Genomic DNA, 25143 nt, shown 5'->3' with positions numbered 1-25143 from the left:
AGTTTTATGGCTAGAATAATTAGATATGAATTTATGATAATCGCAATTATAGAAAAGGATAAAGATTTTATAAATGCCGTCATTTTTATTCAACTCCATTTACGAATACTTACTATAAGCATATCATCTCAATAGAAAGTGAAAAAACAGAGAGGTTTTTTAAAACAAATTGAAAAAATCCGATTATTTCTTTGGAAGAGAGCACTTTTCACCAGTCGCTAAAGTGTATGGGTATTAAGAATGACGCCATGTTACATCCTCTTTATACTATTCTGTAATGTGAAAAAGAACAGCGAAGCTGTTCTTTTTTCTATAAATACCGTAGAGTATAGTTGATATTAAATTTTTGTAATATAATATATACAAAGATAAGAATAATGAATAAATTTTATTTTACATAGGTATTTATACTAAAGAAGTTGTTTATGAAAGGCAGAAATGCTGGTTGAATTTCCGTTTTTACTGGATGTTGAAAGTGAAGGATAAGTGGCGGCGGTAAGGAAATCGGTTGTGGTATGGCAAAAAGTTACTATTTTACTAAACTAATGCTAACTGTCTTTGAAAGAGAAATATAGATGCCGGAAAGTGGGATTGTGCGATGAAAAAGGATACATTAATGCATACAAATATTATCGTTTGTTTCATCATCACTATCGGCTTTATTATTACCTCCATCATTAGCTATAAATCAAATTTCGGCATATATGAAAAAGATATTGAGCATGTCTCCACCCTTGCAGCAGATGGAATCTATAATCAATTGGAAACCATCCTTTCGAAGCCGGTCCATGTTTCGCTCACGATGGCAAATGACAGCCTCTTAAAAAATTTCCTGTCTTATGAAGACCAGCAAGGCAACGATAAGGAATATATTACCAGGTTAAGAGACTATTTGAATGCTTACAAAGAAAAATATACATATGATTCTGTTTTTTTAGTATCTGCCAAGTCAAATAGATATTATCATTTTAATGGACTGGATAGGGTGCTAGCCAAAGGAAACCCGGAAAATGACTGGTATTATTCATTTTTGGATAAAAATGAGGAATTTTCATTGAATATAGATAATGACGAGGCGAGCGATGATGTAATTACTGTCTTTGTAAACTGTCTAATTAAAGATAGGGATGGTTCCACGTTGGGCATTGTAGGTATTGGACTAAAGGTAAATTATCTCCATGATATATTAAAGGAGTATAATAAAAAATTTGATGTCGGAGCTTTCTTGATCAATGATGATGGTGCCGTCCAAGTTTCTTCCCAAGAAAAATATGCAAAAAATAAAAATATCCTACAGGAACCTCCATTTTCTAAGCTGAAGAATGGATTGCTGGATAATCACAGTCAAAAACAGGCCTATTGGTATTCATCCGGCAAGAAGAATGATTATATTGTGTCTCGGTATATACCAGATTTGAAATGGCGTCTTGTTGTGGAAAAAGATACGTCTGCTCTAGAGAAACGGTTTCAATCCCAATTATTTAGAGGAGTACTTATCATTATTCTAATTACTGTGGCAGTTCTAGTTATCATTACTAAGCTGATTAAAAAATACAAGAATCAAATTGTGAAGCTTACTATATCACAAGAAGTGGAATATCAAAAATTGCTCCATCAAACTACCGAAGGCCTTTATGAGAGTATCTATGAATTTGATATTACCCATAACCGAGCAGGCGGAGAAAGCACAAAAGATTATTTTGAAAGTATCGGCCTCAGCAGAGATACTCCTGCCGATGAAGCTTTAAAACTAATTGCTGGCCATCAAATAAAAGAAGAGTATGTGAAAGGATACTTAGATAGATTTTTGCCATCCAATGTTCTTGAAGCTTACAATAATGGAATTACAAATTTAACATATGATTTTCTAATTGGCGATGCCGATGATGGATATAGATGGATGAGAGTGAATGCAAGAATATTTTATTGGAACTCAGATAAATCAGTACGCATGATATCGTATCGAAAAAACATCGATACGGAGAAAAAGAATGAAATAAAATTGATAGAAAAATCGTATAAAGATCCGCTTACCGGCCTATATAATAAGCTCAGCACTGAAGATTTAATTACGGAACTTCTAGAAAAAAAAGCGGATAAGAAGGGGGAGTATGCATTTATATTAGTGGATATAGATAATTTTAAGGGGATTAATGATCAGTTAGGCCATTCATATGGCGATTTGGTCATTCAAGAATTTGCTGCTGAACTAAAGACACAATTTCAGGAAACAGACATAGTTGGACGCATTGGAGGAGATGAATTTGTAGCCGTTATGCCTTACAATAGCCTGGCTGACCTTAAACGGAAATTGGAACGGCTATGCTCCAAACTAGGCAGAAAGCAATATAGTGAAAAACAAACATACCCCATAACGTCCAGTGTCGGTGTAGCTCTCTTTCCGCAGCATGGAACTGTTTATTCGGCACTCTATGAAAAATCAGATCAGGCATTGTTCTTTTCGAAAAATCATGGGAAAAATACATTTAGTATTTTTGGGGAGGATTGGTCTGATGCTGACAATGCTTCCTTTAGAGTGAACCAGAGGGACTTACAAGCCCTATTGGATACATCGACTGATGGGATTGCCAAGATTGCCTGTGTGGACGGAACATTTAAAATGCTGTTTTTTAACGCTAAGCGGGCTCTTCTTACCGGAACGCCTGCAAATGTTTTGTCGTCTGCAGATTTTAATGAGTTAAACCAGGTTCATCCGGATGATGTAAAACAGGCGTTAAAGGTGTTTGGCGATGCTTTAGAATGTAAAACCCCGTTTGAATTATCTATTCGCATGAAATATAAGGATGGGAACTATTTTCCTGTAAGTTTAAGAGGAATTTTTGTCCATGAGTTGTATGAAAATAAGTATCCTATTTTTTATGCGATCTATACAGATAACCGTAAAAAAGATAAGAAGAGAACAAAACGTCTATGAAATGGGTAAAGTGTTGAAAGTCTAAGGAGTATGCCATAACAGGTGTACTCCTTAGGCTTTTTTACATATATGGATAGATGCATTTCACCATTATATCTGGTTGTTTGCTTTTAAAAGATGGATGCACACTCAAAATTCCTTACCGCTCTACTGATTGGCAGTAAGGAATTTTGACTGTAGATCATTATGGTTGTCTTACTTGAACAGCGAATAGCATCAAGAAAGATATAAGAATTATGGATATAACCCAGAGCCAAGCCATTGTCATATTGCCTGAATCGATGGCTACATAGATGGCGGTTGGCACTGTTTGTGTCACTCCAGGGATGTTTCCGGCAAACATTAGGGTAGCTCCGAATTCTCCTAATGCCCTAGCAAAGCTTAATACCGCACCTGTCACTAATGAACGTGAAGCCAAAGGAATCGAAATGAGGAATAATACTTTCCATTTGCCTGCCCCATCTACCCGTGCAGCATCTTCAATATCATGATCGACTCCGTGAAAACCTGTTTTGGCTGATTGATACATTAATGGAAAAGCAACAACCATTGCTGAAATAACGGCTGCCCACCACGTAAAGATGATCGGTTGGTTGAAGAGCCATTCAATTGCCTTTCCCAAAAAGCTTTGTTTGCCAAATACAACAATCAGAATGAATCCAACCACCGATGGAGGTAAAACTAAAGGAAGCATCAGAAAGGTTTCCACAATGGATTTGCCTTTAAACGATTTCACTGCCAATACATGTCCAATCAATGTTCCCATGATGATTACGGCAATCCCTGATACGATGCTGATTTCTAGGGACAGCTTAATGGGCGCTAAAAATTCATCCATCATTTACTTTCCTCAATTCGTCTTAAAGCCATATTTCTCAAGCACTTTTTTGGATGCATCGGATTGAAGGTAATCAAAGAACTCTTGAGTTTGCTTTGGGTGCTTAGAATCCTTGATGATGCCGGCAGGATATATAATAGGCGCATGCGTTGATGCATTTGCTGTAGCTGCAATTGTGCAATTATCTGAAACGAGGGCGTCCGTTTTATAGACGATCCCTGCATCAACATTGCCGGTTTCAACGTATGATAAAACTTGCCGCACATCTTTCCCGTATACTAATTTGCTTTTCAATGTGTCCCATAGATTTAGTGTTTCCAATGTTTCTTTGCCGTATAATCCGGCAGGAACCGATTCAGGTGTGCCGATTGCCATTTTTTCGATTGGTGCCGTTGCTAAATCTTCGAAGCTGTTAATAGACAATGTGGATTTTTTGGGAACAACCAATACTAACTCGTTTTGGACAAGGTTGACACTGTCAGATTTATGAATGAAACCATTTTTGACGAGTGTGTTGAATTTATCTTCGGCAGCGGAGATAAAAAGATCGACAGGGGCTCCTTGTGATATTTGTTGTTGAAGCGCACCAGAACCACCAAAGTTCGTTTTTAATGTTATGTGTGGATGTGCTTTTTCAAACTTCGTTTTTATCTCTGATAGAGCATCGTTCAAGCTTGCTGCAGCTGAAACGGTTAATGCCACTTTTTTATTTTTTGATTTGCTGGTTGAACTATCTTTATTATTGGTGCCCGAACATGCAGATAAGGAAAAGAGCAATAAAAGTATAGAAGAGAGTAAGGCTATTTTCTTGACATTCATTATGTTCCCTCCAACGATTGATTTCGCCATTGATTATAACAAGATATAATTAGTTATAACAAGATATAATTCAAGCCATACTGCATTTGTTGTTAATTGTTCAAAACTAGCTCGGTTTATTTTATACTGAAAAGTATATAGACCTTTTTCATAAATAATGGACTGGTATGTATTTGATAGGAAGGAGAGATGGAAGAATGGACTATCAACATGCTTCTTATACAATAGAAGAGGTTGCCCAATTATTGAAGGTCTCCAAGTTAACTGTGTATGACCTGATAAAAAAAGAAGCTTTGCCGGCATACAGAGTTGGCCGGCAAATGCGAGTTGATTATGATGATTTGGAACGTTATAAATCAGGAAATAAGACCAATCGCCAGATAGTCGAGCAGAAGGCTACTGCCACACGGCAGGCGAATGGGCAGATTGTCATCAGCGGCCAGGACATTGTGCTTGATATTTTAAGTAAGAGCATTGAAAAAGAAAAAGGTAAAACACCGCTTCGTGTCTATAATGGCAGCTTAAATAGCTTGATTGCTATGTATAATGGGGAATGCGACATTGTAAGCTTGCATTTATATGACGGTGAAACAGGTGAATACAATTTGCCTTATGTGAAACGGATTCTTGTCAGCCATCCATTCGCTCTCATTAATTTGATGTGCAGGAATGCAGGCATTTACGTGCAGAAGGGAAATCCCAAGAGAATCGAAACGTGGGCTGATTTAGGCAATAAGGAGATCAAATGGGCCAATCGTGAAAAAGGATCCGGAGCCAGGATATTGTTCGACGAGCAATTAAAAAAACAGGGAATAGCAGCTGATTCAGTCAATGGATATGAGGACGAGCTCACGAGCCATTTTGCGGTAGCTTCGGCAGTTGCAAATGGGCAGGCAGATGCAGCGGTAGGAATCGAGAGTGTCTCGAAAATGGTCAATGTTGATTTTATACCTCTGGTAAAAGAAAGGTATGACATAGTCGTCCTTAAGAAAAAAGAACAAACGGACTCTCTTGAACTAGTCAAAAAGATTATTCAATCAAATGAATTTAAAAAACAATTGAAACAGATGAATGGATATGACAGCCGACTGACAGGTACCGTTATTTATGAATCATAGGAAACGAGCCGAGTATATGCCTGGCCCGTTTCTTTTTTTATGCTTCTTTAAGAGGAACGATTTCATCATTTTTCAAGAAAATATCCATAATATAACATATTTCGTCATCAGGAATGCTGATATTATAATGCGCTTCCAGTGAAGAAAGGCACTGCTTTGTTTTGATATATAACCGATAGTTCATCGAGATATGCTCTTCTTTATTGGCGAAATTGGTAAGCGGATGCTTTTGCTGCAGGCGGTCGACCATACAACTGATATGGAGGACAATGCCCATAAGGCTTTCGAGATTAACAAATTTATCCGTATCATTTTGCAGGTCTTGCAGAGCAATACGGATACTATTGACAAGATGGCTCCCATCAGCAATCCGAAGCGTTTCACCTAATGTGTCTGCCATGCGGATATAGGCTTCTTCAATTGTGATTAATTCCTGTATGGCCTTTGTCGCAGTCATCGAGAGAACATCTTTGAGATGGAAAGTGAGAAAAGGCACTTCGATGTCAAAATTGCAGACAATGCACAGGATGTTCCTTTCCCTTGCTATTTTAGATAGCATAGATTGCAATTCATGGCGGTCGTAAATAGAAATAGGGATAATGTCGACCATTTCTTTATCGTAGTGTAAATAGCTTTCAAGCATGGATTTTATTGCAATAGCGCTTCCTTCCCCTGTCAGGCAAGCGGTCAGGATAACGGATTTAAGCAATGGCTTTTCAGAGTTCTGCTCTTTTTTTGTCTGCATATAAAAGGATGTCAGATTTTTGACATCATTGTAAAGCTCCTCTAATCCGTAGCCAATCTGTGCTTTCCGGGAGGCTTCCAATACATGGGGAGTACTTGCCATAGAAATCACTCTGACCGGAATCTTGAATTCCTTTTCAATCATTTCTCCGATAAAGGCGAGCGATCCCATATCAATCAATAGTAAAATACCTGCTGGCGGGTCAATCGACCGGACAAATTCCCTGACCCTGTCGAGAAAATCCTTTGGCCCCTCATGAAGCGGCATGTCGATCCCGGTGACGCTGTTGCTGTTTAATAGGTGATTAGTGACAGAGGCCATTTCCTTGGCTATGCCGTTTCCGTGTGCAAGCACAATGACCTTGGTTAAATCAGTCACCCTGTTTTTATCCTCGATTATAAAAAACATCGTAAAAAAGGCGACTTCGTCAAAAGGAATATTGACGTTAAACTCATCCTCTATCATTTTAATGCATTCCAATGCCAGATTGAATTCACGTTTATGGGTGTTCCTTATTCCATTGATATTTGGATGGTAGATTGATTTATTGGCTTGAATCCTCTGCAGAAGTGTTTGGATATGGAGGCATAGGCCAGACATGATCTTTTCATCAATGGTTTTTTTCAATGTTGTTTCGGCAAGGAGAATAATTTTTTCGCTTATCGCAATAATATCATGGTTGATAATCTTCAATAAATTTTCTTTGGACATTTTCTTATTGATGCTTTGCAAGTAATTGGTGAAATAGTTATGGATATCATTTTCCATTAATACGGCCAGTTCGGTATTATCGATTCCTCTGCTCTTCAATTCAGTGTATTTTTGGTCTATTTGATCATAGATGGTAGCGGATGAGGTATGAACGTGCACCATCAGGCCTTCTGTATAGCTAAAGGTGTAGGCTTCATCATAAAGGTGGATATGGTGCTTGGTCTTTTTCTCAATAAATAAGCCTTCGCGGATATACCAATTCAGATCAGTTGAGAAAATCTGGATATCTGCTTTTTTTCCAGTAATATAGTCGGCATATGCTTTAGCGCAAGCAAGCTGGATATCCGCCTTCAGCTGGCCGATATTGTTGGGGCAATGGTAAAAGAGAAAACATCTCATGGAATTGCTGCTCACTTGTATATTCCGGCCAATCCGTTTGCTTTCTTCGGAAAAAAAACGCTGGATTAAAAAAAATCTTTCTTCTGTTGTTCTGTCCTTTAAAGGAGGCAGCGTAATGACCATCGGGATCCGGCGGTTAAAGGTGTGCAGGAGGGCAGAATTTGGATCTTCAGTCGTAGCGCAAATGATCAATACATTCGATCTGCGCTCGACTTCCGCATCACCCAGTCTCCTGAAGAAACCGTGGTCGATAAAGGTGAACAGCATTTCCTGCCCTTCCGGGGTCAGGCGGTGCACTTCATCCAAGAAAAGAATGCCATTGTCTGCTTTTTCCAATAATCCGATTTGTTCCGCTGCTCCTGTATAAGCCCCTTTTTTTACACCGAATAATTGCCCGAGAAGCAGCTGGGGGTTATTGGCATAATCGGCGCAGTTAAAGACGATTAAAGGTGCCTTTTCCCTGAGTCGTCCTGATTGGATGGCGTAGGCATGCATAATCTTGGCGAAAAGCGATTTGCCGACACCGGTTTCTCCCAGCAAAAGAGTATGCATGCCAAGAGGGGGATAAAGGATAGCGGATTTAGCCTGATCGATGGCAGGCCGGAGACTTATATTTTCAGAATAATATAGATCCAGAAACGGCTGCTTATCATCAGTGTTTTCCTGTGAAACGGTTACAGGAGCAGGGACATGCTTCAGTGAAAAGCGTACAGGCCGTGTGGCTGTTTTATCCAACCGGTTTTCTTTCACCAATTGATTCAAATCATTACTGACATTCGCACGGTTCATCTGAAGGGTTTCCGCCAATTCATGGGTGGTGAATGATTGATTATAGCTAAAGTGCTGATGAATAGCCTGTAGTATGGAATCTTTACGTTTCATTTTCATCATCTCCTTCGTTGGATATTCCGAGTACTGTTGAATGGATCAAAACAGGCGGGTGTAAACATTATCTATATTATACAATATTTTCATAGTTAGGCATGTTTTATTAGGGAAATAGACCTGTTTATGGGAAACAAAACAAGGAGCCGGATATCCGGCTCCTTGTGAGTAATATGATTAATCGACGTGCATCATTTTGGTAATCTTTTTAGAGAAGGCAAGAAGGATCAATCCCAAGACAATTGCCATGGCTCCAATAACAGCGAATACTTCAAAGTAGCCTAAAGATTGTGTGACTGAAGCAAGCTGTCCTGCTAGAATATTTGCCACACCAGAGCTTGCCAACCAAACACCCATCAATAAAGAAGCGAGCTTGACTGGAGCAATACGGCTTACCGTGGATAATCCAACCGGTGAAAGGAATAGTTCACCTAGTGTATGGAATAGGTACGTCAATACGATGAAAATGATATGCGCTTTTGATACAAGTGTTGCTTCATTGCTTCCTGTTCCCATTACTGCAACAAGAAGAATCATATATCCAAACCCAAGAAGGATCATACCGATAGCCATTTTAGTTGGTGAACTAAAATCGCCACGTTTGGAATTTCCAAGTTTTACCCAAAGAATAGATACTAGCGGCGCTAGTAAGATGATGAATAATGGGTTAACAGATTGGAACCAAGGAGTAGGGATTTCAAATCCGAAAAGTGTACGGTCAACAAATTTATCTGTGTATAGTGTCAGTGAGCTGCCTGCTTGCTCGAATCCTGCCCAGAAGAATACAACGAAACATGCAAGAATAAGAATAGCTGCAGTACGTTGCTTTTCAACCTTTGTCAGTGGTTGGTTTTTAGCTGTACCATTTTCGTTTACCTGACGGCCATTTGGCTTCTTGCCAAGATCGCCTAAATATTTGTTGCCAAGTAAATTAAATAGAATTTGACCGATAACCATACCGATTGATGAAATTAAGAATCCGTATTTATAGCCGTATACAAAGACATCTCCTTGCATGCCGCCCATAATTTTATCTGTTACCATTGCGATAATCAATGGAGCGAAGAACGCACCAAGGTTAATACCCATGTAGAAAATAGTGAATGCTGCATCGCGCTTTGGATCTTTTTCTTCATATAAATCTCCAACAAGTGAAGAAATGTTCGGTTTGAAGAAACCATTACCGATAATCAATAGTAGAAGGCCTGTATACATGGACCATTGTGCATCACCAAGGAACATCACGAAGTTACCGATTGCCATGGTTACACCACCGATGGTGATCGCTAACCGCTTGCCCAAGTACATATCAGACAGCCATCCTCCAATTAAAGGAGTGATATAAACGGCCCCTGTATAAAAACCGTATATGCTCATTGCAACGGCTGAGTTCATTCCTAAACCGCCGCTGATAATTTCTTTCGTTAAATAAAGAACAAGAATACCTCTCATTCCATAGTAACTGAAACGTTCCCACATTTCTGTGAAGAACAGCAAGTATAAACCTGGTGGGTGTTTACTTGTGTTTTTTTGTAAATTCTTAGATGTACCCATAAGTTACCTCCTAAACTTAATGTTTTACTGCGTTAAAGTTATACTAAAATAAACTGCTGAGATGTTCTTATTTTAAGACAATAAATTTATTCAGTCAATTGAATAATAATACCAAAGGAAATATTAGCACTTTAATTACATAAAGTAATGGTACTGATTTTTTAGAACAGTTAAACCCGTTTGATTATTGATAAAATAAGTATTATTTAGCTTTTTTGGTTTTATTGGGAATTATGTAAATCAATATCGTGTTATGCAAAATCTATTCATTTAGATAGAGGGTTGCCTCCTAATAGAATGCGCGGAAAGATGGAAAGATAGTCATCCAATTGATGTAGAGGAAGGTAAATGAAACCGCAAAAAAGCCGCTAGGGGCTAGGGTTGATCATAGCGTCCCTGCGGCTCGTTTAAAAAATTATCTTAATGGTGCTGAGGAGTTCCGTTGCCGAGTTCCTGGATGGCCTGATCAACCGGGACGTATTCATATCCCAGATCTTTGGCTACCGCTTCAAATGTAATTTGGCCATTTGCTACATTGACTCCCTTAGCTAGTGATTCGTTTTCCTTAATCGCCTTAACAGCACCTTTATTGGCAATCTGCAAGGCATAAGGAACCGTTACATTGGTTAAGGCGATGGTGGATGTTTGAGGAACAGCGCCCGGCATATTAGCTACTGCGTAATGAACGACCCCGTGTTTAACATAGGTTGGATGATCATGTGTAGTAATATGGTCGACGGTTTCAAAAATTCCGCCTTGGTCAATCGCCACATCAACTACGACAGAGCCAGGCGACATAGATTTAACCATCTCTTCGGTTACTAATTTCGGTGCTTTTGCACCCGGGATTAGTACAGCGCCAATGACTAAGTCTGACTCAGCTACGGCGTGTGCAATATTATACGGATTGGAAATTAATGTAGTAATGGAATTGCCGAAAATATCATCAAGCTGGCGTAAACGATCAGGGCTTAAATCGATAATCGTTACATCGGCGCCCAATCCAATGGCAATTTTAGCAGCATTAGTGCCGACTCCGCCTCCGCCGATAATCGTCACTTTACCCCGTTTCACACCAGGTACGCCACCGAGGAGAATGCCTTTTCCGCCTTGGGATTTCTCAAGGAATTGTGCCCCGATTTGTGCGGACATCCTTCCGGCCACTTCGCTCATTGGAGTTAATAGCGGCAATGTCCGATTGACGGATACGGTTTCGTATGCAATCGCTAGAACACCCTTTTCTTTCAATTCCTTTGTCAATTCAGGATCTGCTGCCAAATGCAAATACGTAAAAAGAATCAATCCTTTACGGAAATATTGATATTCGCTTTGGATCGGTTCTTTGACCTTCATAATCATTTCTGCTTTTTCCCAAAGCACTGCAGTCTCCTCGATAATTGAAGCTCCTGCTGCCATATACGTGTCATCTGTAAAGCTGCTTCCTTCACCTGCTCCTTTTTCGATAAAAACGTCATGGCCATCTTTTTTAAGGGCGATTACACCGGCAGGCGTAAGAGCCACACGATTTTCATTATTCTTGATTTCTTTTGGTACACATATACGCATTGTCAAAACCTCCATCGTTTGTCTTTTTAAAAAGTATAAACGTCATTTAAAGGCAACGGTTTGTGATTTCGGAAAAATGTAAGAGCTTACATTTGTGTAAATTCACAAAAGAGTCAAAAGTTGTACTTGTTTTTTATAATAAGCCGAAAGATTCGCACTTCCGTTCAGAAGTAGAAAGGGCTATCGTTTGGATTTTTTCCATACGATAGCCCTTATGAAAAGAATAATAAAAAAGCAAACTACCCACGTGTTTTTAACAGTAGATAAATGAAATAGGGAGCCCCTATAATGGACAAAATAATACCGACTGGCAATTCTGCCGGTGCAATGACTATACGGCTTATTGTATCGGAAATTAAAATAAGTAAAGCGCCGATCAATGCACTCAAAGGAAGGACGCGGAAATGAGAGCTGCCGACTAATTTTTTGGCGATATGTGGAGCGATAAGCCCCAAAAACGTAATGCCTCCGCCGACTGATACACAAGCGCCTGCCAGTAGGACAGCCAATACCAACAATTTTTTCCGTTCCTTAGTCAGATCGATGCCGACACCGATAGCCGTCATTTCGTTCAATGATAAAATATCAAGTGAGCGCGCTTTGTAGAAAGCAATAGGAATTAATATCAGAATCCAAGGAAGCAATGCCAATACGAACGTCCATGTGCTGCCCCAGATTGATCCTGACAGCCAAACCAGTGTACGAGTGAAATCGGTAGGCTCCATTCGAAGTTGGAAAATAGTAATGCCTGAACTAAAGGCTGCGTTTATGCCGATACCCACCAACAGCATACGGGTCGGTGCGACTTTTCCCTTTTTATAGGCTAATGCATAGATAACAAAAGCTGCGAGCAGTGCTCCTGCCAATGCGATAAATGGCATTAAAAAGATAGAAACCCAGGAGTTTGAGAATACAACTCCCTGAATAAAGAATGTATACAGCACAATGGCAAACCCTGCACCCGAGTTAATCCCCAGAATGCCAGGGTCGGCTAGCGGATTGCTTGAAATGCTTTGCAATATGGCTCCTGAGACAGCGATGCCTATCCCGACGAGAATCGCCATACAAATACGGGGAAGGCGGAAACTAAAGATCGTCAGTGCATCGTCAGGTGAACCATTTCCGAATAATGTTTTAATAAAGTTTACAAATGAAATATCGATATATCCCGTATTGACACTAATGAAAGCCCCTAAAAAAAGGAGGATTAGACATACCGTTATATATATGTAGAAACGATTTGAATGTTTTCGTAATGAATTTTGCATTATAAACCTCTTCCATCTTTACGAGCTAAGTATAAGAAAAAGGGCACGCCAATAATCGCTGTAATAGCACCGACTGGCGTTTCAAACGGACTCATGATCACCCGGCCGATAATATCGGCAAATAGTAATAAACAACCTCCCGTTATGGCAGAAACAGGTATGATCCACCGGTAATCCACACCGACAATTGCACGGACGATATGTGGTACAACTAGGCCTATAAAGCCGATTGTACCGGCAATCGACACTGCCGCCCCTGTTAAAAGGAGGACTACAATCGTACAGAGCACACGAATAAGTCCTGTCCGCTGCCCCAGCCCTTTAGCTACTTCTTCCCCTAAGCTCATAACAGAAATGGATTTAGATAAAGACATGGCCAGCAGTAATCCGGCAATAATAAAGGGAACAGCCACCTTTACATGCATCGGTTGTATAGAAGAAAGGCCGCCAGCGTACCAATAGCTTAAGTCCTTTGAAATATCGAATTTTAATCCAATGGCGGTTGATAATGCGCTTAGCAGAGCTGTAATGGCCGACCCAGCCAAAGCCAGCTTAATGGGCGTAATGCCGCCTTTGCCCATAGCTGTCAAAGAAAATACGAGCGCAGCTCCCGCACCAGCTCCAATAAATGAAAAGAGCACAAGCGTAGGGAAATTCGGTGTATGAAACACAGCATAGGCTATGGATAGCATAAATGCTGCACCAGATGTAACACCTAATATAGAAGGAGAGGCAAGCGCATTTCGTGTAACACCCTGCATAATCGCCCCCGAAACAGCTAAAGCACTGCCGACAAGCAGACCGGCTATTGCTCGAGGCAATCGTAATTCGTGTAAAATAACATGCTCGCTATTTGTTTCATCATAATGGAAAAGACCATCCCAGACATCTTTGTATGTTAAATCACTTGCGCCGAATCGAATCGAAATCAAAATGGCCAAGCCAATAAGCAGAATCAGCAAAAGGACCATAAATAAACTGAATGCCGTCCGGTAACGATCGGCATAGTAGGCTAACTTTTTTTTTCCGTTCATATAAAACTCCTGAAAAGTGTATTGACATAACGAATATTTCATCTTATTCTTAATTGAGAAAGATTATCAATATCAAGCAAAAAAATTATATCACATAGAAATTATAACGTACAGCGTAGGAGGATTCAAAGATGAATTCAAAAACCAAAAAATGGGGCTTCGCGACTGCGAGCGTCTTGGCATTAATGCTTGCAGGATGTGGAAATGGAGACGCGGATTCTTCATCGAAAAATAATAATAAAACTGAACAAAAAGCCACACAATCTTCTGAAACGAGAACAGTAACAGATGCAATGGGCCACAAAGTGGAAGTTCCTGTGCATCCAAAACGCGTGATTGCATCTTATCTGGAGGATAATCTTGTTGCTTTAGGCATTACACCTGTTGCTCAATGGAGTGTCAATGATGGTGCCAGCATCCAAGATTATTTGCAAGATTCCTTGAAGGACGTTCCGACGATTTCATATGATTTGCCATTCGAAGCAGTTCAAAGCCTAAAGCCTGATTTAATTATCATGGACTCTGCTTCAATGGTTGAAGGCGACAAATATGCACAGTATAATAAAATTGCGCCAACATATGTAATCGGTAAAGAGGTAAACAATGACTGGCGCGATGAATTGTTGCGTGTAGGCGAAGTTTTCGATAAGAAAGAGAAAGCCCAACAAGTGTTGGACAAGTATGATGCAAAAGTAAAAGAAGCAAAACAAAAAATCCAAGATAAAGCAGGCGATACGTCAGCTGCTGCTGTTTGGGTAACAGGCGGTAAATTCTTTATCGTTTCCCAAAACCTATCAAGCGGCGATGTAATGTATAAAGATTTAGGCTTGAAAGTACCATCTGTAGTCAAAGAAATCTCTGCAAAAGCAACAAGCAACTGGAACGAAATTTCACTTGAAAAATTAGTGACACTTGATGCAGACCATTTGTTTATTATCGACAGCGGTGATGACGCAAGTAAAAAAGCATTGAGCGAAAAACTTTGGAATACTATTCCGGCTGTTAAAGCGGGCAATCTGCACAAATTACCTGCTGATTCTGCTTGGCTTTATACAGGAGCAATCGCCAATACGAAAATCGTTGATGACATTGCCGATACTTTAGCAAAATAATGGGAAATAGCCACACTATGTGGCTTTTTTTCTTTATAGATAGAAGGAGTAATTATGAAAAACGACATTTCCGTACAAAATGTGGAAGTTGGATATGAACAATCCAAAATAATCCAGGGTGTTACGTTGGACTTTAAGGATGGAGAAATTACGACTATCATCGGACCAAATGGATGTGGAAAGTCTACTCTTCTGAAAGCAATGACTCGCATTATCCCATATTCCAAGGGCGCCATCTATCTGCATGGGGAAGCCATAGCGAAATATAAAACAAAAGAACTCGCTAAACGTCTGGCCATTTTACCGCAAATTGCAGAAAACCCTGCAGGCCTAACGGTCGGCGAACTGGTATCCTATGGACGGTATCCGCATCAATCGGGTTTTGCAAGATTAACGAATGAAGATTATGACATTATTGACTGGGCCTTGGAAGTGACCAATACCCTTGATTATAAATATCGCGAGGTTGACACTCTTTCAGGCGGACAGCGCCAGCGTGTGTGGATTGCCATGGCGTTAGCGCAAAAAACCGATATTATCTTCCTGGATGAACCGACAACCTATTTGGACATGGCCCATCAATTGGAAGTTTTGAAGCTTTTGAAAAAGCTGAATGAAGAACAAGGCAGAACTGTTATTATGGTATTGCACGACTTAAACCATGCAGCCCTCTTTTCACATAGCTTGATTGCGCTTAGAGACGGCAAGCTGATCAAGCAAGGGCCGGTGGAAGACATCATGAAAAAAGAGGTGCTTGCTGAAATTTTCCACATCGATGCCCAGATTGTGACGGATCCAAAAACAAATAAGCCTGTATGTTTATCATACGACTTATTATAGGCAGGAAGGTCTGCTATGCTAAAACAATTCTTTTCATACTATAAACCGCATAAACGCCTATTCTACGTCGATTTTTTCAGTGCCATTGTTGTTGCCAGTTTAGAGCTGGCTTTTCCTGTAGCGGTACAATGGTTTATTGACAAATTGTTGCCGACGGGGGAATGGGGAGAAATTACCAAAATCGGCTTTCTTTTATTCCTCGTGTATGTTTTGAGCACTGTATTGAATTATATTGTTAATTACCTGGGGCATAAACTTGGTATCTTTATTGAAACAGATATGCGCCAGGAACTGTTCAATCATATGCAGAAGCAGTCGTTCCGCTTCTTTGACCATATGAAAACAGGGAATATCATGAGCCGCATCACAAACGACTTATTCGATATCGGTGAGTTTGCCCACCACGGCCCGGAGGATTTCTTTATTGCCATTATGACGTTTCTAGGTGCTTTTATGCTTATGTTCAATATTAATAGCCACCTTGCGCTTATTGTACTGGTGATGGTGCCCATTTTAATTGTCGTTATCACATTAAGCAATAAGCTGATGAAAAAAGGCTGGACCACAATGTACAGTAAAATCGCCGATGTTAATGGACGTGTGGAGGACAGCATTTCCGGGATTCGCGTCGTTAAATCATTTACGAACGAAAATCATGAAATGGACCGTTTCGAAAAGCAAAACAATATCTTTAAAGATGCTAAGCTATTTGCTTATCGCGTGATGGCTTCTACACACTCCAGCATCTATTTTTTAACTCGCCTTATGACGCTCATCGTCTTAATTGTCGGGGCGTGGTTCAGTTTCACTGGAAAGTTGACATATGGTGAACTCGTTAGCTTCGTGTTATTTACAAATGTGTTGATTAAACCAATTGATAAAATTAGCGCCTTATTGGAAATGTATCCAAAGGGCATGGCAGGCTTTAAACGTTTCCAGGAGATGCTGAATGAGGATCCGGATGTGATGGATAAACCGGATGCTATAGAAGTAAAGCAATTGGAAGGAAATATCACATTCCGAGAAGTCGATTTCAGTTATGATGGCGAGCTCCCAACCTTGCAACATATCAATTTAACTATAAAAGCGGGACAAACAGCGGCTCTAGTTGGCCCGTCGGGAGCTGGAAAAACGACGCTGTGCTCGCTCATTCCACGCTTTTATGATGTGACAGGCGGTTCTATTACTATTGATGGCCTTGATATCCGCGATATGACACAGCGTTCACTGCGGGAAAATATCGGCATTGTACAGCAGGATGTTTTCTTATTTACCGGCACAATACGTGAAAACATTGCGTACGGCAAACTGGATGCGTCGATGGAAGAAATCCTGGAAGCTGTACGTAAAGCGCATCTACTTGAGTTAATTGAGGGATTGCCTGAGGGATTTGAAACGGAAATTGGGGAACGCGGCGTAAAATTATCGGGCGGGCAGAAACAACGATTGGCTATTGCACGAATGTTTCTGAAAAATCCACCGATCCTCATTTTGGATGAAGCGACGTCTGCCCTCGATACAGAAACAGAAAAAATCATTCAACAATCACTGGAAGAGCTTTCTGAAAATCGGACAACGATTATCATTGCCCACCGATTAGCGACCATTCGAAATGCTGACGAAGTGTATGTTGTGACGAAGAACGGCATTGAAGAAAAGGGAAAATATGAGGCATTGGTTGAAAAAGGCGGTATTTTGGCGAATTTGCATCACAATCAAATGCTGTAATAGAAGGCAGTCAAAAAGGCATGGGCCAGTTTCATTCTGAGCCCATGCCTTTTTAATATGGTTGAGGCCAATTTGTAGGCTCCAACCACGTAGATAGGTATTTATGGCTTCTTTCGTATCAAACTTTGTTTGATATTTGGGATTGAATATCCTTGCTTGGATTGAGAAAGTGAGCATTCGTATTGCTTCAGCAGGAACTCAATGTGGATCGACATTTTTTCGATCGGGTCTTTCAAATCTATATATGCAATCTCACTAATTCTTTTTAGTCTGTAATGGATTGTGTTCACATGCAAATGAAGTTCATTGGCAATTTGATGGGAGTCCCCATCATGGTTTAAGTACAGCTCCAGTGTCTGCACTAAAGCGCTATTGTTTTTTTGGTCATATTCAGCTAGCCGGTCCAATCGTATAGACCTATTATTCCTGGAGCGCTGCTCGCTCATTGCGGACAAATATTGGTATACCCCCAATGAAGCATAGTTTGTTAGTTGTTCTTTCCTTTCCGGGAAGGCAATCTGTATGGCTCTTGTATACAGCGCTTCCTGATAGCTGCCTCTTGCGTGAATATAGCTTTCGTATATTTGCCCGCATGCACCATTTAAAAGAGTAACGCCAAAGCGGGAGTTCATCTTTACAGTAAAAGAAGTGATGAAAGAGGTAAGTGCTACATCAAAGTCCCCACTAGCGGCACAAGGGCCTGCCAGGATAATCAGATTACGTTGATCGATTGTGTAAAGGACGGTTTTAATATTTTGGATGGTGCCCAACGAATAGGCAATGCTCCGTTCTGCTTCCTGCCCTATATCCATAGGAAAAGTAAATACGACAATGGAAAAATGAGCTGGCAATGAGATGGCCTGCTGTTCACAAACTGAAGCAATTTCATCCTCGGAATCGAAATGCCCGGTCAATAATTGCCACAGAAACTCTTGTTTGCTCTCCATATGCCGTTTCTTCTTGCTTTGCAGCTGCAGCAATTGATTCTTGGCTTCCTTTGCGGCAAATTGCAGGAAGGAAAGATCTTCAGGAGTGAAGGCTTTATCTGTTTCCAATGCCCATATAAACCCTAATACCTCCTGGTTCTTTCTGACAGATACGGCAGCTCTGCTTCCTAGGCCGAGCTCATGTATGGGAGGCACAATGATAGGGGTGCTTTCTTTTATTAAAGAAGGCATGATGCCTTGCTTCCAAAGACCGTTGATTACTTTTTCGGGAACTCGCCTGCTTATGATGGTTGAAATACGTATAGGATCGCTATCCTTGTTGTGTACGCTATAGGCAAGTAGTTGGTGATGTGCGTCTTCCAATGTCACAGGGCAATTCAGCACCATGCTGATCCGGTCGACGAATTCAGTCAGGTCTCCGTGTACTCCCTTGAAAATCGAGTGCTGGTTCTCCATATTCCATTCCCCTTTGTTTATGCTTACCTTACATTTTAAACCATTTCAAACCATTAATCACAAACTATGTCTAGGAATCCATTTAAGGCTGCTAAAAGCTACCATACTTATAAGGCTTCCAAGCTATAAATAAGGTTGCGGGATGAAAAATGATAGACAGGTCAGCATACCACGCGATAGAATTTTCTTTTCTATACAGGCTTTATTTATAAAAAAATCTAAGGAACATTAAAAATCTCAAACTTGCCTTTAGGTATAAGGATCGGTTTGAGATTTTTATTTGTTGCTATTTTATTATGAGAATACTACAATTTTACGCGCAATCGATTCTGTTAAACGAGATGCCACTTTTGGAACAGCCCATTTAATAAGGGGTGTTAACACCGCACCGGATAAGCCGCCTGCATGGACTTCCACTGTGCAAGTCATCTTTGTTTCGCCATTGACATCTTCTGCAGTAAAGTGACCGCTTCCTGTAAAATTATCTGATAATCCTTTTAGTTCAAACTTAATGTTTGAAGGTTCATTCCACTCGGTAATATCTACCTGCGCTTGTATTGTTTTTTTAATACCTTTCAAATTACCTTCAAATGTCCAAATGGATTGCGTATCATTTATGATTTCATGTTCTTTATAGGCCGGTACTGCCGTTGCCCATTTTTCAAGATCACTGACATAATCCCAAACTGCTTGTACATCTACTGGAACTACTACAGTATGCGTTCCTGTTGCCATTAATATCCCTACCTTCACTATGTATGAATTGTACTTTTGCATTTCTACAAAATCATTATTGCATAAAAAGCATAAACTTACATCCCTATTAATAAATAGTTTCCTTCTTTAACACACTATTCAATAATCTGGTTTGACTATTGAATAGTGTGTTAAACCACTTTATGGTTATTTAACCTATAGAACAGATGTATGAACTCGAGAAGGATTAACGCAATTATATAGAAAAAATTTCAATTAGACGTACAATAACAAATCAGTAAACTAAACGGGGCGATTCTTCATTATGAGGATTCGCTTTTTTTTATGAAAATGTGGCAGTTTAGCTGAAGAAGGACTTCTCGCCATTCCTGTTGAATATTAAACGGATATTAAATTATACCAGGGGAAATAGATAAAGCGGGGTGTTAACAATATGTATTGAAAAAGAGTGTATTCAAATATATATCTAACACAGTTTATGACGATTCGGGAGATTGGAATAAGTCTTATTTTAAGCCGGAATATTAGGTACAGATGAAAATGATATATTCTGATTTTATTGTGTTCCCAAAATTTTAGAATCTATTCCAAACACCAAGAGGGGAAATCTTTCATTAGGTCGTTTATTTTATAAGAATTAAATAGCTAAGATTAATTGGTGTTTAGGAGGATTATAATGAAAACTCACTCTAAATCGGCTCGAAAAGAATGGGTAATGGCTCTATTGCTAATCTGCTCTACACTTGTGTGTTCGGTAGCAGCGTTCGGAAACATCCCCATTTTATCAACCATTATGGATGATCTATCTATGTCGCTTTCTGTCGGGGGAATGTCTGTATCAATCATCTATTTATATATGGGGATATTTGGATTAGGTTATGGCGTATTGATTCAAAAACTAGGTGGCAAACATGTCATTATTGTTTCTTTATTCATCCTAGCTATCGGTTCTTTGTTGCATTTCTTTATTACAAACATCGCTATCTATTTTATTAGCCGTACGTTAATAGGCTTAGGAATCGGCTTGATGATGCCGACTGTTGGTACTTACATTATGGCTGTCTTTTCTGAAAAAACAAGGCCGATTATGAATGCCATATACGGTGCCATGCCACTCTTTGGTCTATTGGCTGTATTTGGTTCAATCGTTCCTTTGTATAAAGCATTTAACAATTCATGGCATTCTGCGCTCGGTATCTTTGGCATTATTTTTTTTATCTTAATCATTGTATGGTGGAAGTTTGGAAGCGCTATTACTAATGTGGAGAGCAATGCAGTAGAGACAAATGAGCATCATTTATTTAGAAAAGTATTTAAAAGTGCTGAAATTAAAAGCTTGTGTATACTGTATGGGTTAGATATGTGGGTCTTTTCAATCGTTTCTACCTATCTTCCTACATACTATTATAAAGACTTAGGCATGTCTCTTGATCATGCTAATTTAGTTTCGATGATATTCCCTATTGCCGGTATTATAGGAGGAATCATTTGCGGATTTTGGTTAAGTTCTACAGGCCGTAATAAACCATTTTTAACGATTTCACAATTAGCTAAAGTAATAGGAATGATCTTAGTACTTGTTCCTGTAACATGGGTATCCTTACTTGGTGTTGCTATTATTGGCTTTGGTACGTCATCATATATGGCTGCCCTTTACACAATCCCTATGGAATTAAAGGATACGACACCTGCTAAAGTAGGTGCAGCATTCGCTTTAATCAATCTTTTCGGCTTTATTACAGCCTTTGTTTCTCCATTTGTTGGAGGAAAATTGGTAGAAACAACTAGCTTTAATGTGACATTTATTGGTTGTGCTATCGCTTATTTTGTTTCTTATTTAGTAGTAGTACCTATGAAGGAAACAGGTCCAGGTCCTATTGCAAATCGAAAGGATAGTAATCAGACTTTTTCTAATTAAAGCTTTCGGTCAACGCTCCATTCAAATCTCCTTTTTCAAAAATGTCCAAGTGTTGTAAAATGCGTATCATGAGACTTAAGGAAGGAATATCCGTAAAACCACTACTAACCTCAACTTAACATGAAATATAAAGATAATCCTTTTAAGGTTCATGTACCATTCGATTTATTCTTCTTTTCTACCCAGCCCGTTACTGAAATAAGTCACAAATAGTAAACAGCAAACAATCCTTTTAATATTGGTAGATCAGGAATAATAGTAAATCTATCTTGGGGTAGTACTGTATCCCTCACAATACGACCAGGTGCTAGAATTGAAGATTAAGGCTGCTAAAAAGCGGTCTTTTTTGTTATAAAACTATACGCAGTTTAGCCCAATAAGAAAACAAATAAAGTAGTTGAAAATGCGTTTTTCATATAAATAAAGGGGGGAGTGTATGATAAGATATCTAGGATTTAAAACTGTCAGCATAATGTTGTTGCTTATAGTTGGTTGTGCCGAGACTGATTCAGAAAAATTTGTTCCTTCTGATACTGATATCGTGAATAGAAATAATGATGGTATTAAAAACGAAATTAGGTTAAAAGAATTTATCAAGAATACAGAAACAGGGAAAAAGGATAGTATTCGTGTGGTTGCTTACACAAAGGAAGGAGACCCAATACTAACTGATTTAATATACAACGGAGAACAGCTTGAAATTACTGAGGATACCACTAGAGATGAGTATGGTAGTGGAGAAATTATCACATTTGGATGCGAGAAAATTTTAGTTGAAGGAAACAAATACTCTATCATTGGTTGCCAGGGTTACGAAACACCTTATTGCTTAGCAGAAGGTAATTAATGTGATTATCGAACGTGCAACCCTCAACGATCCTCTATCACACCTTAATTCAACTAACGAGATAACATATTAGTCATATAATAGATGTTATCTCCTTTGATGTATTTCTCTTTTTTATAAGAAATACAAAACAGGCAAAAGAGATTGTCTTTCGAACTCTTTTGCCTGCTGGCATCTCATTCTATTGCCGAGCTGCTTCAGTGGTTTCCGTCAATCGTACTGAGAAAGCGACAACCAAAACAACTCATCATTAAAAGAATACATTTAAGATGAAATAAATGGCAGCTGCAAGTGCTGCGGAAATGGGCAATGTAATTACCCAAGTGACAAGCATCCGTTGTGCTGTACCCCATTTAACTCCTTTAATGCGGTGAGCGGACCCTACACCGAGAATAGAGGATGAAATAACATGGGTTGTTGAAACAGGCAGGTGGATGAAGGTGGCACCAAATATGATAGCGGCACCGGTCAAGTCAGCTGCGACTCCGTTTACAGGGCGTATCTTCATGATTTTGCCGCCAACTGTTTTGATAATTTTCCAGCCGCCGATACTAGTTCCGAGACCCATCGCTGTCGCACAGGCTACTTGTACCCAAAAAGGAATATCGGAAGAAGTGACATATCCGTTTGCGATAAGGGCCATTGTAATGATCCCCATCGCTTTTTGTGCATCATTCGTACCGTGTGTATACGATTGGATGGCAGCTGTCGCAATTTGTAAATATCTGAATCGTTTATTCGTTTTAGGCAGGTTGTTATTCTTGAAGACAACCTTAAAAATACTATAGACGATGAAGCCGAGCCCAAAAGCCAGTAAAGGAGAAAAAATCAAGGCTTCAAAAATCTTAGTGAATCCATTGTAATTAATGGAGTGAAGCCCGGAAGACGCAATCGCAGCACCGGCAATACTGCCGATAATGGCATGTGATGACGAACTCGGGATTCCAAAATACCATGTGACCAGGTTCCAAGTAATAGCCGCTATTAAAGCTGCCAGAATAACGAGAGAGCCGTTATCCAATGTGAACGGGTCTACAATGTCTTTCGTAATGGTTTTCGCCACTCCTGTGAAAGTCATTGCACCGACGAAGTTCATAACGGCAGCCAGAATGATGGCGCGTCTTGGAGTCAAAGCTTTTGTGGATACGGCCGTTGCGATGGCATTGGCCGTATCGTGGAAACCATTTATAAAATCAAATGCTAGTGCGCCTATGACAATAAGAACTGTAACTAGTAAAACTGTATCCATTTACGCATACTCCTCACGCATTTTTCATGATGATTGTTTCAAGTGTGTTGGCAACCGCCTGGCAGAAATCGGCGATTTCCTCAAAGCTTTCATAAATCTCTTTGAACTGAATGATGCGGATAGGATCCTTTTCCGTTGCAAAAAGATGCTTGATGCTTTGGCGGTGAATACCGTCACAAGCTGATTCATAATCTTTAATTTTGATCGCATGATCGCGAATATCCATTAATTTCTTAGAAGACAGCAGCTGGACAGCCTTTTCGATTTCATAAGCACTGTGCTTAATATGTTCGACCAGTTTTAGCATATATTCGTCAGCATTCACAATGGAGTACATTTCAAATAAAGCCGCGCAATGCTCCAGACCATCCAATACATCGTCCATGCTCATGGCCAAATGAAGAATATCTTCACGTTCAATCGGTGTGATGAATGCTTGGTTTAATTCTTTAATGACTTCATGGACAAAGTCATCGCCTTTATGTTCATAGTCCTTCATCGTTTCCGTGAATACTTTTAAATCACTGATGTTGTTTAGCTTATATTGCGCAAAGTAATCTGCCCCTTCCTTAAGATTCTCCGCAATATTTGTCAGCAATGTTGTAAACTTATCTTTCTTTGGTTTAAAGACCATGTATATACCCCCGCGTTCCAAGAAGATTCTTCCCCTATTTAATAAAAAGAGCATTCAAGTTTTCTTGAACTTCATAAGTTTACTCATAAATTGTCGGATTAGAAAGATATATACAATAAAATTTACAAAAACTTAATATAGAAACATTTGATTAATTTACATTGGTTTGGATGGGTTGTAGGTACATATGCCTAATTATTCCTATTTAAACATGTATTTTATTTTCCCTTTATTTTTCCTGAATAATATCGGAATAACGATAACTTATATTTTGTACGGAAGCAGCCAATATTATGAATGCAGAGTTTAAGCCGGCAATAATCAATAAGCGGGTTTGAGTGTTGTTTACAATAGATATTAGCTAGAAAATGAATAAACGGTATTCTCATATCTGTCAATAATAATGAGTAAATTTCATTATTTAGACAAAATATATGTTTGAACTTTGACGTAGGTGGTATTTTATAAGCACAGAGGTTGATGGCCATCAATTTTAAAAAATGAAAAGCACTATATACAATAAAAATAATCTTTAGGAGGAATTTAAAATGGGTTTCTTATGGTCTTTAATTATTGGAGGTATTATCGGTTGGATCGCGGGTTTGATTTTAGGTAAGGATGTTCCTTTTGGCATCATTGGTAACATTATCGCAGGTTTTGTAGGCGCTTGGTTAGGTTCATTGGTTTTAGGAGACTGGGGTCCTGTTATGGGAGGATTCGCTATTATCCCAGCATTAATTGGAGCTATCATTTTTGTATTCATCTTGAGCTTGATTTTCAAAGGAATGAGAAGAGCATAACGAAAGACTAAGAAAAGGCGCCG

19 protein-coding genes are annotated in these 25143 nt (G+C 39.4%); 8 read left to right on the top strand and 11 right to left on the bottom strand.

Annotated elements, in window-relative coordinates; genetic code table 11:
• The first annotated feature begins 598 nt into the window (after nt 1-598).
• The gene (locus ABC357_RS16235; protein WP_412888508.1) at nt 599-2935 is read left to right on the top strand and encodes a diguanylate cyclase; all 2337 of its coding nucleotides are present in this window, start codon (nt 599-601) and stop codon (nt 2933-2935) included.
• Between the two features lie 184 nt (nt 2936-3119).
• Here ABC357_RS16235 and modB read toward each other — a convergent pair whose 3' ends face one another.
• Together modB and modA are read right to left on the bottom strand one after the other, a co-directional pair.
• Nucleotides 3120-3776 carry a molybdate ABC transporter permease subunit gene (modB, locus tag ABC357_RS16230; protein ID WP_412888507.1) on the bottom strand — a complete coding sequence of 219 codons (657 nt, stop codon included), beginning with the start codon at nt 3774-3776 and terminating at the stop codon, nt 3120-3122.
• Between the two features lie 9 nt (nt 3777-3785).
• A complete protein-coding gene (modA, locus tag ABC357_RS16225) occupies nt 3786-4592 on the bottom strand; it encodes a molybdate ABC transporter substrate-binding protein (protein ID WP_412888506.1) in 807 nt (268 codons plus the stop codon).
• A gap of 197 nt (nt 4593-4789) precedes the next feature.
• Here modA and ABC357_RS16220 point away from each other — a divergent pair, with 197 nt between their 5' ends.
• Nucleotides 4790-5710 (top strand): substrate-binding domain-containing protein, encoded by a 921-nt coding sequence (locus tag ABC357_RS16220; RefSeq protein WP_412888505.1) that lies wholly within the window; start codon nt 4790-4792, stop codon nt 5708-5710.
• A 37-nt stretch (nt 5711-5747) separates the two neighbouring features.
• On the opposite strand, the gene ABC357_RS16215 is transcribed toward ABC357_RS16220, so the two are convergent.
• The 5 genes from ABC357_RS16215 to ABC357_RS16195 form a co-directional block, all read right to left on the bottom strand.
• A complete protein-coding gene (locus tag ABC357_RS16215) occupies nt 5748-8447 on the bottom strand; it encodes a sigma-54-dependent transcriptional regulator (protein ID WP_412888504.1) in 2700 nt (899 codons plus the stop codon).
• A gap of 180 nt (nt 8448-8627) precedes the next feature.
• Nucleotides 8628-10004, bottom strand: coding sequence for a peptide MFS transporter (locus ABC357_RS16210; RefSeq protein ID WP_412888503.1), 1377 nt, complete (start codon nt 10002-10004; stop codon nt 8628-8630).
• Between the two features lie 420 nt (nt 10005-10424).
• Entirely contained in the window at nt 10425-11570 is a 1146-nt protein-coding gene (gene ald / locus ABC357_RS16205; RefSeq protein WP_412888502.1) for an alanine dehydrogenase, read from the bottom strand.
• 239 nt (nt 11571-11809) lie between these two features.
• A complete protein-coding gene (locus ABC357_RS16200) occupies nt 11810-12838 on the bottom strand; it encodes a FecCD family ABC transporter permease (protein ID WP_412888501.1) in 1029 nt (342 codons plus the stop codon).
• A complete protein-coding gene (locus tag ABC357_RS16195) occupies nt 12838-13872 on the bottom strand; it encodes a FecCD family ABC transporter permease (protein WP_412888500.1) in 1035 nt (344 codons plus the stop codon). Before ABC357_RS16195 ends, ABC357_RS16200 begins: the two co-directional genes overlap by 1 nt.
• Nucleotides 13873-14003: 131 nt before the next feature.
• Between ABC357_RS16195 and ABC357_RS16190 the strand changes: the two genes are divergently transcribed.
• Genes ABC357_RS16190 through ABC357_RS16180 form a run of 3 tightly spaced genes read left to right on the top strand, consistent with a single transcriptional unit; the run spans nt 14004 to nt 17552 of the window.
• The gene (locus ABC357_RS16190) at nt 14004-14984 is read left to right on the top strand and encodes an ABC transporter substrate-binding protein (protein WP_412888499.1); all 981 of its coding nucleotides are present in this window, start codon (nt 14004-14006) and stop codon (nt 14982-14984) included.
• Between the two features lie 54 nt (nt 14985-15038).
• Nucleotides 15039-15824, top strand: coding sequence for an ABC transporter ATP-binding protein (locus ABC357_RS16185; RefSeq protein WP_412888498.1), 786 nt, complete (start codon nt 15039-15041; stop codon nt 15822-15824).
• Nucleotides 15825-15839: 15 nt separating this feature from the next.
• A complete protein-coding gene (locus ABC357_RS16180; RefSeq protein WP_412888497.1) occupies nt 15840-17552 on the top strand; it encodes an ABC transporter ATP-binding protein in 1713 nt (570 codons plus the stop codon).
• 101 nt (nt 17553-17653) lie between these two features.
• Here the strand turns inward: ABC357_RS16180 and ABC357_RS16175 are convergent, their stop codons facing one another.
• Nucleotides 17654-18955, bottom strand: a complete 1302-nt coding sequence (locus ABC357_RS16175; RefSeq protein WP_412888496.1) for a PucR family transcriptional regulator — start codon at nt 18953-18955, stop codon at nt 17654-17656.
• 294 nt (nt 18956-19249) lie between these two features.
• Nucleotides 19250-19690 carry an SRPBCC family protein gene (locus ABC357_RS16170; RefSeq protein ID WP_412888495.1) on the bottom strand — a complete coding sequence of 147 codons (441 nt, stop codon included), beginning with the start codon at nt 19688-19690 and terminating at the stop codon, nt 19250-19252.
• A gap of 658 nt (nt 19691-20348) precedes the next feature.
• On the opposite strand from ABC357_RS16170, the gene ABC357_RS16165 reads away from it, so the two are divergent.
• Together ABC357_RS16165 and ABC357_RS16160 are read left to right on the top strand one after the other, a co-directional pair.
• Complete coding sequence (locus tag ABC357_RS16165; protein ID WP_412888494.1) at nt 20349-21590, top strand: MFS transporter; 1242 nt, start codon at nt 20349-20351, stop codon at nt 21588-21590.
• Nucleotides 21591-22026: 436 nt separating this feature from the next.
• The gene (locus tag ABC357_RS16160) at nt 22027-22437 is read left to right on the top strand and encodes a DUF4362 domain-containing protein (RefSeq protein WP_412888493.1); all 411 of its coding nucleotides are present in this window, start codon (nt 22027-22029) and stop codon (nt 22435-22437) included.
• 250 nt (nt 22438-22687) lie between these two features.
• Here the strand turns inward: ABC357_RS16160 and ABC357_RS16155 are convergent, their stop codons facing one another.
• Both ABC357_RS16155 and ABC357_RS16150 read right to left on the bottom strand, forming a co-directional pair.
• On the bottom strand, nt 22688-23686 hold the full coding sequence (locus tag ABC357_RS16155) for an inorganic phosphate transporter (protein WP_412888492.1): 999 nt from the start codon (nt 23684-23686) through the stop codon (nt 22688-22690).
• 13 nt (nt 23687-23699) lie between these two features.
• Nucleotides 23700-24320, bottom strand: coding sequence for a DUF47 domain-containing protein (locus tag ABC357_RS16150; RefSeq protein ID WP_412888491.1), 621 nt, complete (start codon nt 24318-24320; stop codon nt 23700-23702).
• Between the two features lie 548 nt (nt 24321-24868).
• Here ABC357_RS16150 and ABC357_RS16145 point away from each other — a divergent pair.
• Nucleotides 24869-25120: a GlsB/YeaQ/YmgE family stress response membrane protein gene (locus tag ABC357_RS16145; RefSeq protein ID WP_412888490.1), complete on the top strand. Its 252-nt coding sequence runs from the start codon at nt 24869-24871 to the stop codon at nt 25118-25120.
• Nucleotides 25121-25143 lie beyond the last annotated feature (23 nt).

Origin of the sequence: Bacillus kalamii, assembly GCF_047238185.1 — a bacterium.
GTDB lineage: Bacteria > Bacillota > Bacilli > Bacillales > DSM-1321 > Bacillus_AD.
Note: the sequence above shows the minus strand (reverse complement) of the source record. Positions and strands in the feature narration are given on the sequence as shown.